Annotated in this window: 12 protein-coding genes; 2 read left to right on the forward strand and 10 right to left on the reverse strand. The window is 63.8% G+C overall.

Going from position 1 to position 14,245, the window contains the following annotated elements; genetic code table 11:
• Positions 1-10 precede the first annotated feature (10 nt).
• The 7 genes from EAE28_RS04060 to EAE28_RS04090 all read right to left on the reverse strand — a co-directional run bounded on the left by EAE28_RS04060 (position 11) and on the right by EAE28_RS04090 (position 9,957).
• Entirely contained in the window at positions 11-1,834 is a 1,824-nt protein-coding gene (locus EAE28_RS04060) for a DUF294 nucleotidyltransferase-like domain-containing protein (RefSeq protein ID WP_127104523.1), read from the reverse strand.
• A gap of 70 nt (positions 1,835-1,904) precedes the next feature.
• Positions 1,905-3,668, reverse strand: coding sequence for a sodium:solute symporter family protein (locus EAE28_RS04065; protein WP_127104524.1), 1,764 nt, complete (start codon positions 3,666-3,668; stop codon positions 1,905-1,907).
• A 15-nt stretch (positions 3,669-3,683) separates the two neighbouring features.
• Complete coding sequence (locus EAE28_RS04070) at positions 3,684-3,938, reverse strand: DUF4212 domain-containing protein (protein WP_127104525.1); 255 nt, start codon at positions 3,936-3,938, stop codon at positions 3,684-3,686.
• A 97-nt stretch (positions 3,939-4,035) separates the two neighbouring features.
• Positions 4,036-4,716 (reverse strand): adenylate kinase, encoded by a 681-nt coding sequence (locus tag EAE28_RS04075; RefSeq protein ID WP_127104526.1) that lies wholly within the window; start codon positions 4,714-4,716, stop codon positions 4,036-4,038.
• A gap of 7 nt (positions 4,717-4,723) precedes the next feature.
• Positions 4,724-6,685: an acetate--CoA ligase gene (gene acs / locus EAE28_RS04080; protein ID WP_127104527.1), complete on the reverse strand. Its 1,962-nt coding sequence runs from the start codon at positions 6,683-6,685 to the stop codon at positions 4,724-4,726.
• Between the two features lie 458 nt (positions 6,686-7,143).
• The gene (locus EAE28_RS04085) at positions 7,144-9,435 is read right to left on the reverse strand and encodes a glycosyl hydrolase family 28-related protein (protein ID WP_127104528.1); all 2,292 of its coding nucleotides are present in this window, start codon (positions 9,433-9,435) and stop codon (positions 7,144-7,146) included.
• Between the two features lie 117 nt (positions 9,436-9,552).
• Positions 9,553-9,957, reverse strand: coding sequence for a DUF4864 domain-containing protein (locus EAE28_RS04090; protein ID WP_127104529.1), 405 nt, complete (start codon positions 9,955-9,957; stop codon positions 9,553-9,555).
• A gap of 107 nt (positions 9,958-10,064) precedes the next feature.
• Here EAE28_RS04090 and EAE28_RS04095 point away from each other — a divergent pair, with 107 nt between their 5' ends.
• Positions 10,065-10,766 carry a DUF1194 domain-containing protein gene (locus EAE28_RS04095; RefSeq protein WP_127104530.1) on the forward strand — a complete coding sequence of 234 codons (702 nt, stop codon included), beginning with the start codon at positions 10,065-10,067 and terminating at the stop codon, positions 10,764-10,766.
• On the opposite strand, the gene EAE28_RS04100 is transcribed toward EAE28_RS04095, so the two are convergent.
• Complete coding sequence (locus EAE28_RS04100) at positions 10,763-11,506, reverse strand: DUF4336 domain-containing protein (RefSeq protein ID WP_127104531.1); 744 nt, start codon at positions 11,504-11,506, stop codon at positions 10,763-10,765. The genes EAE28_RS04095 and EAE28_RS04100 overlap by 4 nt on opposite strands.
• Positions 11,507-11,609: 103 nt before the next feature.
• Entirely contained in the window at positions 11,610-13,190 is a 1,581-nt protein-coding gene (locus EAE28_RS04105) for a lysine--tRNA ligase (RefSeq protein ID WP_127104532.1), read from the reverse strand.
• A 116-nt stretch (positions 13,191-13,306) separates the two neighbouring features.
• Between EAE28_RS04105 and EAE28_RS04110 the strand changes: the two genes are divergently transcribed.
• Entirely contained in the window at positions 13,307-13,729 is a 423-nt protein-coding gene (locus EAE28_RS04110) for a tellurite resistance TerB family protein (protein ID WP_127104533.1), read from the forward strand.
• On the opposite strand, the gene EAE28_RS04115 is transcribed toward EAE28_RS04110, so the two are convergent.
• Entirely contained in the window at positions 13,726-14,244 is a 519-nt protein-coding gene (locus tag EAE28_RS04115; protein ID WP_127104534.1) for an NADH-quinone oxidoreductase subunit E, read from the reverse strand. The genes EAE28_RS04110 and EAE28_RS04115 overlap by 4 nt on opposite strands.
• Position 14,245 lies beyond the last annotated feature (1 nt).

Below are 14,245 nucleotides of genomic sequence, written 5' to 3' on the forward strand. Positions count from 1 at the left end.
CTCTCCCCATTTATCCCAGTGCGCCGCTGCGGTGTCCCAGCGCCGATTGCATTGTGCGCACGACGACGAAGGCGTCGCGCAGGTGGCTGCGTTCAAAATCCGACAGATCAGAGGGCGCCAGAAAATTGTCCGGTTTGCGCCCGGCCTTGACCAGCGCGGCCTGATTTTCCAGCCGCAGGCGGGCGATCAGGTCATAGGCCTCGATCAGATCGCGCGCGCCTGAGACCGAGACGATGCCGACCGCCTCGGCTGCCTCGATCCGGGCGCGGGTGTTAACCTCGGTCAGTTGCCCCGACAGCGCATAGATCCGCGCGATGTCGGTGACCGGCACGACGCCGTTGTGCTTCATGTCGATGTGGTTCTTGTGCTCGCCCGAGCGGATCGTGGCGAAACCGCGCAGCAGGCCCAAGGGCGGCTGGTGCTTGAGCGCGTTGGAAATCATGTGGGCGACGAAAATTGAGTTCTTGGCGGCCTTGGCCAGCGTCTCGTCCTGCAGGTCGCGAAACAGCGAGACCGTGCCGCCGATGGGCCGCAGGTCGAACATGACCGAGGCCAGCATCTGCGCCTCGGGGCTGGGGGTGTCGATCCAGCCTTGGAAATACTGCCGCCAGACGCGCTTGGGCTGGCACCAGCGGTCCGCCGTGGCCATCATGTCGCCGGGGCAATAGACATAGCCTGCCTTGTCCAGCCCGTCGGACACATAGGTCGCCAAGGCTTTGAAATAGAGCCGGTCTTCCGCCGTCGCGGCATCGTCGAGGATCAGACAATTGTCCTGATCCGACACGCCGGTCTGTTCCTGCCGCCCCTGAGAGCCGCAGGCGAGCCACAGGTAGGGCACCGGCGGTGGGCCCAGCTTGGCCTCGGCCAGTTTCAGCAGGCGGCGGGTAACGGTGTCGGCTATATCGGTGATCAGTCGCGTGACCACCTCATGCGCGTTGTTGGCCGCCACCAGATGCATCAGCAGGCGCGGAATGCGGGCGGTGACCTCGGCCATTTCCTGCGGCGTTTCGCAACTGGCCGCGTCGCGGACCAGTTGGGCCGAGCTGACGGCCTGAAAGCGCGTCAGGTCGGTCTGCGTGACCATGCCCTTGAGCGTGCCGTCCTGCACCACCGGCAGATGGCCGACGCGGCGTTCCAGCATCGTGTGCAGGATGTCCGAGCCCAGCGCATCGGGCGTCAGGGTCAGCGGATCGCGGGTCATGATCGTGCCCAGCGGCGTATCGCCGGACAGGCCATCGGCCAGCACGCGCTCGGTCAGGTCGCGGGTGGTGACCAGCCCCAGAAGCGTCTGCTCGCGGGTGACGGCGATGCTGCTGATGTGCCGTTCGCGCATCAGCTGCGCGGCTTGAGTGACGGTTGCCTCGGGCGGCAGCGCCACCGGGGTGCGCGCCATCAGGTCGGCGACCTTGAGCGTGGTCAGATCCGTGCCCCGCGTCTCGATGGGCCGCGAGCGGTTGAAGAACCGCTCGAACGAGGGGGCGGTGGCGATCAGGTGGCGCAACTCGGCGGCGGGAAGGACCAACACGACCGAGGGCACAACGGCGCTGGCCGTGGTCATCGCCAGCCCGTCGCGCAGCAAGCCCCGCTCGCCGAAGGAATTGCGCGGACCAAGGATCGACACCAAAGCGCCGTTGCGGTCGCTGACCTCGACCGAGCCGCGCTTGATCAGGTACAGGCCCAGGATCGGCTCGCCGACGGCGTAGATCTGATCCCCGGCAAGATATTCCCTGCGGCCAAAAGAGCGGGCGACGCGCGTCAGCTCGTCTCGCGGCAGGCTGTCATAAGGGTGCACGGACTCGAGGAAGGCGAGGATCGTTTCGATCTGGCTATCCATGGCTGCACCCGACTGCGAGAGAGGGTGGAGGGGCGCAAAGGCGCGCCCCTCCGGTTGGTTTGCTCAGGTCTCAGTGCGCGCGAGCGACACCGGCACCCCGGGGAACACGGATCGATTCCACCAGGTCCTGGATCTCCTGCGGCGCAGGCTTGGTCATCCCGAGGACGACATAGGCCACCGCAAAGTTCAGAACCGCCGCCACCGAGCCAAAGGACGCCGGCGAGATGCCGAACAGCCAGTTGTCAGGGGTGTTGCCCAGCATGTTGGTGCCGGGGATGAAGAACCAGCCGACATAGGTGAAGATATAGACCATCTCCACGCCCAGACCGACCAGCATGCCCGCGACCGCGCCGGTCGAGTTCATCTTCTTCGAGAAGATCCCCATCATGATCGTCGGGAACAGCGAAGCTGCTGCCAGACCGAACGCGATGGCCACAACCTGAGCCGCGAAGCCCGGAGGGTTGAGGCCAAGGATCGTCGCCACAAGGATCGCAACGCCCATCGACACACGTGCCGCCAGCATTTCGCCCTTTTCCGAAATATTCGGATTGAACACCGACTTGATCAGGTCATGCGAGATGGCCGACGAGATCGCCAGCAGCAGACCCGCTGCCGTCGACAGGGCGGCAGCCAGACCACCGGCAGCGATCAGCGCGATCACCCAGCCCGGCAGACCGGCGATTTCCGGGTTCGCCAGAACCAGAATGTCACGGTTGAAGGTGACCATCTCGTTACCGGCCCAGCCTGCCTCGGCGGCGATCGCCGGAGCGTTGGCATCGTTGTAGTACTGGATCATGCCGTCGCCGTTCTTGTCGTCGAACGCCAGCAGGCCGGTGTTTTCCCAGTTATGCATCCAGTCCGGGCGCGCGTCATAGGCCAGCGAGGGCTGGTCCAGACCGTTGGGATAGATGCTGGTGATGATGTTCAGACGCGCCATCGCACCAACGGCCGGAGCCACGGTGTAGAGCAGCGCGATGAACACCAGCGCCCAACCGGCCGAGGCACGGGCATCCGACACCTTGGGCACGGTGAAGAAGCGGATGATGACGTGCGGCAGACCAGCGGTACCGATCATCAGCGACAGGGTAAACAGAACCATGTCGAGCGTGCTTTGGTGATGCTCGGTATAGGTGCGGAAGCCCAGATCCGTCAGCAGCCCGTCAAGGTGGGCCAGCAGCGGAACGCCGGTCGTGTCATTGCTGAACAGACCGATCTGCGGCAGGAAGTTGCCGGTCAGTTGCAGCGAGATGAAGATCGCCGGGATGGTATAGGCGACGATCAGCACGCAATACTGCGCAACCTGCGTATAGGTGATGCCCTTCATGCCGCCCAGAACGGCGTAGCAGAACACGATCGCCGAGGCGATCCACAGACCGGTCGAGCTTTGGACCTCGAGGAAGCGCGAGAACGCAACCCCGGCGCCCGACATCTGGCCGATCACATAGGTGATCGAGATGACGAGCAGCGCGATCACCGCAACGATCCGGGCGGTCTGGCTGTAAAAACGGTCACCGATGAAGTCGGGCACCGTGAAGCGGCCGAACTTGCGCAGATACGGCGCCAGCAGCAGTGCGAGCAGCACATAGCCGCCGGTCCAGCCCATCAGGTAGGTCGAGTTGTCATAGCCGACAAAGGCGATGATCCCCGCCATCGAGATGAACGAGGCCGCCGACATCCAGTCAGCCGCCGTGGCCATCCCGTTGAGAACCGGGTGAACGCCGCGGTTGGCGGCGTAGAATTCCGACGTGGAACCCGCACGGGCCCAGATCGCGATCCCGATGTAGAGGGCAAACGACAGGCCCACCACGATCAGGTTAAGAGTGAATTGATCCATCTGTCCCTGCTCCTGTTATTCGTCGACGCCGAAGTCGCGGTCGATCGAGTTCATCCGCGCGGCGTAAAAGAAGATCAGCACGATAAAGGTCAGGATCGAGCCTTGCTGGGCGAACCAGAAGCCGAGATCCGTACCGCCGAAAGTGATACCCGCGAGCAGAGGGCGAAGCAGAATGCCGAAGCCGAAGGAGACGAGGGCCCAGATCACCAAGCAAATGGTGATGAGCCGGATATTCGCCGCCCAATAGGCGCTGGCCGATTTGTCAGACATGGTTGTCCTCCCGGTTTTTCCTCCTGCCGGCACCCCGCGACGGGATGCCCGCTTGTCAAAAAACAACGGCCCTGCCCGGTGGGGCAGAGCCGCTGTGTCAGGCTGTCACCTCAGCGACGATCCCGCCCAGTTCTGCGGCGATGGCGTCGATGGCTCCCATACCATCGACCGACCGCAGAACGTCGCGAGCCGCGTAATAGGCGATCAGCGGGGCCGTTGACGCGTGGTAGGCGGTCAGCCGTGCCCCCACCGTCTCGGCGTTATCGTCGGCGCGGCGCTTGAACGCCGTACCGCCGCATTTGTCGCAGCGGCCCGCCTGGGCCGGCTGCTTGAAGCTGTCGTGATACCCTTCGCCACACCCTTCGCAGGTGTGACGGCCCGAGACCCGCTCGACCATCGCCGCGTCATCGACCTCCATCGAGATCGCGGCGCTGATCTTCAGCCCTTGGTCGGCCAGCAGCGCATCCAGCGCTTCGGCCTGACCGGGGGTGCGCGGGAAACCGTCGAGGATCACGCCCTTGGCGGTGTCCGGCTCGGCCATACGGTCGCGCAGGATCGCCAGCACGATCTCGTCCGAGACCAGCCCGCCCGACTCCATCACCGATTTCGCGGCCATACCGGCGGCGGTCCCCGCCGCGACAGCCGCGCGCAGCAGGTCACCCGTTGACAGCTGCACCAACCCGAAACGCTCCTCCAGCATCCGGGCCTGCGTACCCTTGCCAGCGCCCGGAGGGCCCAGCAGGATCAGAACGGCGGCGTGGGTCATCGTCTCGCTCATCGTGCCCTCACCCCTTGTTCATGCGGTTTTCGATGAGGTCATCGACCACCGAGGGATCGGCCAGCGTCGAGGTATCACCCAGCGCGCCGTAGTCGTTCTCGGCGATCTTGCGCAGGATGCGACGCATGATCTTGCCCGAGCGCGTCTTGGGCAGGCCCGGCGCCCATTGGATCAGATCCGGCGAGGCAATCGGCCCGATCTCGGTGCGGACCCATTTGACCAGCTCTTTGCGCAGGTCTTCGGACGGCTCGATCCCGTTCATCAGCGTGACATAGGCATAGATGCCCTGCCCTTTGATCGCGTGCGGATAGCCGACGACAGCGGCCTCGGCGACCACCTCATGCGCCACCAGTGCAGATTCAACCTCGGCCGTGCCCATGCGGTGCCCCGAGACGTTGATCACGTCATCGACGCGCCCGGTGATCCAGTAATAGCCATCCTCATCGCGGCGACAGCCGTCGCCGGTGAAGTAGTAACCGCGATACTGGGCGAAATAGGCTTCCTGAAAGCGCTCATGATCGCCCCACAGGGTGCGCATCTGGCCCGGCCAGCTGTCGGCGATGCACAGCACACCCTCGGCGGCGGTCTCGCCCTGAATTTCGGCGGTGTTGGCGTCCAGAACGACCGGCTTCACGCCAAAGAACGGCTTGGTGGCCGAACCCGGCTTGGTCGGGATCGCGCCCGGCAGCGGGGTCAGCATGTGGCCGCCGGTTTCGGTCTGCCAGAAGGTGTCGACGATGGGGCAATTGCCCTTGCCGACATGGGTGTTGTACCAGTTCCACGCCTCGGGGTTGATCGGCTCGCCGACCGACCCCAGCAGCTTGAGCGAGGACAGATCGTATTTCTCGACCCACTCGGGCCCCTGCCCCATCAGCGCGCGAATGGCGGTGGGGGCGGTGTAGAACTGGTTGACCTTGTGCTTTTCGCACACCGCCCAGAACCGACCTGCGTCGGGATAGGTCGGCACACCCTCGAACATCAGCGTCGTCGCGCCGTTCGCCAGCGGGCCATAGATGATATAGCTGTGGCCCGTAACCCAGCCCACGTCGGCCGAGCACCAGAACACATCGCCATCATGGTAATCGAAGGTCAGCTGATGCGTCATCGACGCATAGACCAGATAGCCGCCCGAGGTATGCACAACGCCCTTGGGACGCCCGGTCGAGCCCGAGGTGTAGAGCACAAAGAGCGGATCTTCGGCGCCCATCTCGGCATAGGGGCAATAAGGGCTGGCCTCGGCCATTTCGGCCTTCATGTCGATGTCGCGGCCCTGCACCCAGGTGGTCTGGTCGCCGGTGTGCTTGACGACAAAGCATTTCACCTTTTCCGAGCAGTCAAACAGCGCCTTGTCGGTGTTCGACTTCAGCGGCGTCTTGCGGCCGCCGCGCGGGGCGTGGTCGGCGGTAATGACGGCCTTGGCTTCGGAATCGTTGATCCGGTTGGCCAGCGCATCCGGCGAGAAACCGGCGAAGACGATGGAGTGGATCGCGCCGATCCGCGCGCAGGCCAGCATCGCATAGGCGGCCTCGGGGATCATCGGCAGATACAGGACAACCCGGTCGCCCTTGCCCACGCCATTGGCCTTGAGCACATTGGCCATGCGGCTCACCTGCTCAAGCAGCTGCGCATAGGTGATGTGCTGCGCCTGACCATTGGGATCGTCGGGCTCGAAGATGATCGCGGTCTGGTTGCCGCGTGTCGCGATATGGCGATCGATGCAGTTGGCCGAGACGTTCAGTGTGCCGTCCTCGAACCATTTGATCGAGACATTGCCATAGTCGAAATTGGTATTCTTGACCTTGGTGAACGGCTTGATCCAGTCAACGCGCTTGCCGTGCTCGCCCCAGAACGCCTCAGGGTTATTGATCGACGCGGCGTACATCGCCTCGTAGGTATCAGCGTCGATATGCGCGTTGGCGGTGAACTCCGCCGACGCGGGGTAAATCCCCGATTGAGCCTGATCCGACATGGGCGCTCCTCCTGCAAACGGGCCGAGCGGCAGCGCGCGTCTTGCGTCGTGCTGCTCAGGCCTCCTCCATCCGCGGTAACAATAGCGCATTGGTCAATTTTTTTGTAACTCTTTTTTTTACAACGAGATTTTTGTAAATTCCTTCACCGAAAGCCGGGGCTTTTTGTAAATTCCCAAGATCAGATTTCAATTCCGCCAATTTTTTCAGCCGCCTGCCGGTAACGGAAATGTTAATGCCGTGACCTACGGTCAGATGGCAGCGCCAACAGGGGCGAACAGCGCACGATGCGCATCCGGCGATTGCTGCGACGCAGCGTCACAGCTGCCCGACGTTGCGTCCGGCAGAGCGTCCGCCGCGTCGTGATTCGCCCCTGACGCGAATCAACGCCTTGGCCTGAACCGAAACGGGGCCGGCACCCTTTGGTGCCGACCCCGTCCCTGCGCCAAGACGCCGCCGGTCAGAGCGGATTATCGCCCCGAACCGTGACCACCACCCGGCCCCGCGTCGCGCTGGGCCAGGTCAGCCGCACCTGATTGCGGTTGCTGCCTTGCTGCACCACAACATAGGGCCACGAAGTGCGCACTTCGTTGCCGCCCCCATTCGCCTGTCCTTCCATCACGATCGAACTGACCGTGCGCGCCCAGCCGTCATACGGCAACTTGCCACCGGTCGAGATCGTCCAGTTGGCGGCCTCGGAGCTTTGCGTATGGCGTAGCACGAGCGGACTCTCGGTCTGCGTTTGGATGCCATTGTAGGTGTTGTGCTGCCAGATCACGTTGCGAAACCGGCTGTAGTCGAGGTCCGCATAGCTGGTGTTCACCCCATCCGCCCGGCTGGGCGTGGCATTGACGGTGCGAAACACATTGCCGCTGACGACCTGCCCGGACAGGAAATGCCCGGTGCCATACGGTTTGACCACGATGAAGCGAAAGCTCGAGATGACATTCGACACCAGAAAGATGTTGTTGGTGACCGACAGCCCGCCAAAGCTGTACTCGCCGTTCCAGTTCGGCGTCGCGTCATGTTCATTGGTGTGTTCGAAGAACGTGTTGTCCACGTAATTGCCGGTGATCGAGGTCACCGTGTTGGGATAGGTCAACACGATCCCGGCCTGACGTACCGCGTTCTGCTCATTGTCGCCGTGGTAGAAATGGTTGCCCTCGATCAGGTGATAGGTGCCGGCCATCACCGCGAATTTGCCAAAACGCTGCACAAGGTTCGAGCGCAGCTTGACGTCATTGGCATTCACATTGATCGCCACCGACACCCGGTCCTGCGCCCGTTCCGGCGATTCCGACGACAGAAAGGTGCAGCGGTCGACCAGCATGCCCTGACAGCCCCGACCAATCGAGGTGATCGCCTTGTCCTTGGGCTTGTTGAACGTGCAGTCGCGCACGGTAAAGATCGGCCCGTCCGTGGACAGACTGAGCGCCGAGCAGATGCCCCGGCACTGGAACTCGACGCTGTCGATCTCGAACCGCTCGAGCGTGCCGAAGCCGGACATGTCCAGAATGTGCTGGAATTTGCGGAACGTGTAGTTCTGCGTGCCCTGCGCGTTGAACAGCGGCTGGCTCAACGTCAGCGACTGCGCCGAGACATTGCGCGCCTTGACGTAGACCTCGCGCCCCACGCCGCTGCCTTCGACGCGGGCACCCACCGGAATATTCGCGATGTTGGTGACGTTGGTCAGCTGGCTTTGCTGGCCGGTCGAATACGTGCCCTGCGAATAGGAAACCTGTGTATTCCACGCCGCGCCATCGCTGGCCTCGATCAGCCCGTTGCGCAGAACCCGGCGGATTGCATAGTAGTTCAGGCCCGTCGTTGCAGCCAGATCAATCGGCGCATCCAGCTGCACGCGGCGGCCCATCAGGTCGAACGTGTCGTGATCGGTGTAGAAGAACAGCGCCTGCAACCCCTTGCGCAGACCCAGCCCCTCACTGTTGAACGCCGCGGCATAGGACGGGAAATCGAAGTTCTTGGTCAGCTGCAACCGCGCGTCCGAGGGCATCGACAAGCGCCCCTGAAACCGCACCGGAACCTCGATCGTCAGGGTCTGACCGATGTAATACGCGCCCGCCGACACCAGCAGCTCTCGTCCCGAGGACTGGGCCGCATTGGCCGCAGCGACGAAAGCGTCGTAGTCATCGGCAACGCCATTGCCGACTGCGCCATAGTCGCGCACATCGACCCAATCCATCATGTCGCGCAGCCAGTAGCTGGTGACATCCTCGATGGTGATGTCGTCAATGCGCACCACACCGCCATTCGCCCCGGTCAGATCCAGCCCGACATGGCCATGATCCACCCCGGCCCATGGCATATCCACACCGCCACGGGCGGCGGTGGCGATGATCGCGCTGACCTCGACGATCTCGCCATACGTCGTCAGTGCCACGCTGGGCCCGCTGAGCGTGACGCCCGAAACCGCCCCGTCGCTGCCATTGGCCGCAAAACCTGCGATACGCACCGACGGCAGCGCCCCTGACATCGCCTTGACCCGCGCCGTGACCCGCAGATAGAGGCCGTTGATCACCGGCGTCTCACCTTTCCAGCGCAGCTTTTGCGTGGTCGAGGTCTTGAGCAGCTCCAGACAGCCCTCAAAATCCGGGTCCGACGGCACAAAGGCCGCATTCGCTGCGCCGTCATAGGTGGGCGAGCCGGGCGTGCCATCGCCGCTTGACCACACATTCAACCCGTCGGCGAAGGGCGGAGGCATCAGGATCAGCCCCTCGGTCACTGCCTTGTTCATGTCAGACCCCTGTCTTGGAAACCACGACGCTGTGACCGCAATGCGCACGGTCCTGCGGCGACAGGGGGTATCAAGCGGGGCTTAAAGCGGCTTGAGGTCAGCGCGCGTTGCGCAGTCTCAGACGCCGGTCCCGGTATCGGGCAAAAGCTGCACGGCCGAGATGCGCAGCGCCTCACCCTCACCGATCAGCGTGTATTCCAACAGGTACGAGCGCCCGGCCTGATCAAGGATCAGCACGCGCTGCACCTGAAGGCCCGCACGCTCGGACAGGCCCACAAAGCGCACCTCGGCCGGGTCCAGCACCATCGGATAGCCCTGCGCCACCATACGGCCGAAATTGTCGGACGAGCCGAACATCCGGCGCAGGCTGTCCGAGGCATAGCCAAAGGCCGTGTCGAAATCCTGTGCGCGGAACGCGTCAATCTGGGATGTGATGAGGTCGGGAATGGGTTGGCTCTCTTGCGCCTGCAGGCCCCCGGCAACGCCGGCGGCAAGGAGCGCGGACAAAAGCAGGTGTCGCATGGCAATCTCCTGGCTGTCTTAGGGCTACGCACGCGCACCGCAATCGGATCACCACGCGGCGTTTACGAACAGGCGACAGCGCCTGCGGCTTGTGGCAGGGTGCGGGCATGAGCCGCTTTCGTCTGCCGTTTATTGCCCTCCTCGCCCTTGGTCTTTCGGCCAGTTCCGCCTCGGCCTGCCGTCTGGCGCTGGCCTTGGGCTTTGATGTCTCGCGCTCGGTCGATGGGGCGGATTACCGCAACCAGACCGATGGCATCATCGCCGCCTTTGCCAATCCGGTCGTGCGCGACCTGTTGCTGCGGCCAGAGCAGCCCGTCGCTGTGGCTGTGTACGAATGGGCCGGGCAGTATCGCCAGACCCTGCTGGCCGACTGGGTACTGCTCGACAGCGCCGAAACCATCGACGCGCTGGCCCAACGGATCGAGACCCATCACCGCGTGGACAACAGCCTGACCGCCGTTGGCAGTGCCTTGGTCTATGGCCGCGACCTGCTGAGCCGCGCGCCTCAGGATTGCCCATGGCACACGCTGGATCTGGCCGGCGACGGCCAGAACAACGACGGCTACGCGCCCGCGCGCATCTATGCCGAGGGGGGCTTTGACGGAATTGTCGTCAATGGGCTGGTGATCGGCGAGCACGACCCCGAGGTGCGCGCGTGGTACGAGCGCCATGTCCTGCACGGCCCCGGCGCCTTTGCCGAATACGCCGTCACCCACGCCGAATTTGCCGACGCCTTCCTGCGCAAACTGATTCGCGAGCTGACCGAGCCGATGCTGGGCATGACCGAAGTCCCCGCCACGCAGGGCTAGTCGCGGTCCAGCAGCCAGCGAAACGCCCGGCGCAGCTCGGCCGCCCCGTCACGCTCATACCAACGCCCATGCGCCAGCACGACGCGCTCGGGCTCCTGCGCGATCATCCATTCCACCGCGCTGCGCGCCGCCGCCCGCCCCTTGCGGAACGTCGCCCGCATGTCGCGCGGGGTGCCGCCTTTGGGATCGAGATTGCCGACCACCATCAGCACCGGAACCAGCCAGACCGGGACAGCACGGCGCTCGAAATTCTCGATCAGGTCAGTCAGGATCAGGGTCTTGCTGGCGGGGTGAAAGAACACCGCCTCATGGTGAACGCTGCTGCCTGCCACGACCCGTGCCTCGATCGCCCCGCCCCAGTCTTCAGGCGCGCCATCGCCCAGCGTCTGGTCAACGCGGATCGCCACATCGCGCGAGGCCGCGCGCTCGGCCACGCCAGGTGCCGCCCATGTCCGCGCTTGCGGGAACAACCCCTGCCACGCGCCGACCGAGGCATAATGAATCCAGTTCGGCGCGACCAGATGCGCGACCGGGCCCAGCGCCTGTATCTCGGCCATCACGCCGGGATCGGGCGCAATGGGGGAATGCACCCACAGCCCGCCATCCGGCAGGCGTATCACCGTCATCCGGGTCGGAAACGGCAGGCCATAGAAGCGGATGATTGGGCCATCGACGATCCACAGATCGGGCGCGACGGGTTTCAGCGTGTTGAGCGGCTCGTAGCCAGTAGGGCGTGTCATGGACCAAGCCTAGCACAGTCCCGATGTCAGATTTTAGTCGTTGAGCACAAAAAAAAGCGGCGCGCCCCTTCGGAGCGCGCCGCCAATCTCGCCGCCGCAAAGCTCAGGCGCTCAGCGTTCCCGCCAGCCCCTGCTCGATCAGCACCACCGACTCGTTGATGCCATAGAGCGCGATGAACCCGCCGAAACGCGGCCCCTCGGACGCGCCCAGCAGCACCTCGTACAGGGCCTTGAACCACGCGCGCAGGTTATCGAACCCGTGGTCCTTGCCCACGGCAAAGACCATCGACTGCAACGCCTCGGCATCCAGACCGCCGTCCCAGACCTTGAGCCGCTCGGCCAGATCCTGCATCGCGGCGCGTTCCTGATCGTCGGGCAGGCGGAAAACCCGCTTGGGCGCGACGAAATCGTTGAAGTAGCGCACGGCAAACCCGGCTGCTGCATCCAGATCCGGGTGCGTTTCGGGCGTTGCATCGGGCGCGTAGCGCTTGATGAAGCCCCACAGCGCCGATTTGTCCGTCGCCCCGGCCACAGCCGCCAGATTGAGCAACATCGCGAAAGGCACGACCATATGCGACACCGGCGGGGTGCCGCCGTGGATGTGCCAGACCGGGTTCGCCAGTTGCTGCTCGGGCGTCTGCGTCGGATAGGCGCGCAACTGTTGGTGGTATTCGTCCACCGCCTTGGGGATCACATCGAAATGCATCCGCTTGGCCGTCTTGGGCTTCTGGTACATGAAATACGACAGGCTCTCGGTCGAGGCATAGGTCAGCCATTCGTCAATGCTGACCCCGTTGCCCGAGGATTTCGAGATCTTCTGCCCGTTCTCATCCAGAAACAGCTCATAGCTGAAATGCTCGGGCGCGCGGTGGCCCAGCACCTTGCAGATGCCGTCATAGATCGGCGTGTTGGTCGAATGGTCCTTGCCGTACATCTCGAAATCGACGCCCAGCGCCGCCCAACGCGCGCCGAAATCCGGCTTCCACTGCAGCTTTACATTGCCGCCAGTCACCGGCAGCGTCCATTCGCGGCCCGTCTCGTCGTCAAACGTGATCGTGCCGTCCTTGGCGTTGACCTCTTTCATCGGGACATAGAGCACGCGCCCCGTCTCGGGATGGATCGGCAGGAAAATCGAATAGGTCTGCTGGCGCTCATCGCGCAGCGACTTGAGCATGATCGCCATGATGGCGTCATAGCGCTCAGCCGCAAGGCGCAGGGTCGCGTCGAACTGGCCGGTCTTGTAAAATTCGGTGGCCGAGTAGAACTCGTACTCGAACCCGAACGTGTCCAGAAACCGGCGCAGCATGGCGTTGTTATGCGCGCCAAAGCTGTCATGCGTGCCAAAAGGATCAGGCACGCTGGTCAGCGGCATTTGCAGATAGTCGCGCAGCATGTCCTGATTGGGCACATTGCCCGGAACCTTGCGCATCCCGTCCAGATCGTCGGAAAAGCAGATCAGCCGCGTGGGAATATCCGAGATTTCCTCGAACGCGCGCTTGATCATCGTCGTGCGCGCCACCTCGCCAAAGGTGCCGATATGCGGCAGACCCGAGGGGCCATAGCCGGTCTCGAACAGAACATAGCCCTTTTCGGGTGGCGCCTTCTCATAGCGTTTGAGCAGGCGGCGTGCCTCTTCAAAAGGCCAGGCCTTGGAGGTCATCGCAGCGTCGCGCAGAGAAGTCATGTTACGCTCTTTTCTATTGGCGGGCATCCGCAGGAATACCCGAGGGAACCCCGGCTTCCTATTGCCCGCCCACGCTCGCGTCAATATTCTGCACCCAAACCAGAACAGGACACCTTATGACCGACGCTGCCCCTTCCCTGACGCCGCAAGATGCGCTCGTCGCCCTGATGCTGACGGTGTCGGTCTCTGATGGTGCGATCCGCACCGAAGAACTGCTGGCCATAGAGCAGGTGGTCAACTCGCTGCCGGTCTTTGCTGGCTATGACCCTGACCGGATCAAGGTCGTCGCGCAATCGGTGTTCGAGCTGATGGAGGTTGAGGACGGCCTTGATGCTCTCTTCGGTCTGGTGCGCGACACGCTGCCCGAACGGCTGTTCGAGACCGCCTATGCGCTGGCCTGCGATATTGCCGCCTCGGATGGTGCGCTCAAACAGGCCGAGCTGCGCCTGCTCGAAGAGATGCGCGACGAACTGGCCATCGACCGGCTGCACGCCGCCGCCATCGAGCGCGGCGCGCGCGCCCGCTTCGCGCACCCCTAATCGGGCACGCCACCCGCCGCCAAGACCTTGGCCTGCGCAACCCAATCGTCGCGGGTCACGCGGCCCTTGAAGGTCTCAAGGTTTTCATCGACCCAGGCGATGTCGGCCTCGGTCCAGCTGGCGATCTGGTCGAAATGCCAAAAGCCCAGCTGGTTGAGCAAGCCCTCAAGCTTGGGCCCGACGCCCTTGATCAGTTTCAGATCATCCGCCTGCCCGCCCTTCGGCGCGGACAGGCGCACGGGGCCTGCCTCGACCGGCGCGACCTGCGCGGCGGCCAGTTGCGTTTCAAGCGCGGCGATCCGGGCCGCAGCCTCCTGACCCTGCGCACGGGACACCTCCAGCTCGCCCGCCAGTCGCCGCGCCTCGCCGTCATCGCCCGGAGCCGTGACATCGCCTGACACCGTGACCACCTCACGCCGTCCCCAGATCAGCCAGCCGACCACCAGCCCCAGCAGGGCCGCGAGCGCGATCAGCACCCAGATTTCACCCAAGAGAAAATTCCAGCCGCGAAACATC

Origin of the sequence: Pararhodobacter zhoushanensis, assembly GCF_003990445.1 — a bacterium.
Classification (GTDB): Bacteria; Pseudomonadota; Alphaproteobacteria; order Rhodobacterales; family Rhodobacteraceae; genus Pararhodobacter; species Pararhodobacter zhoushanensis.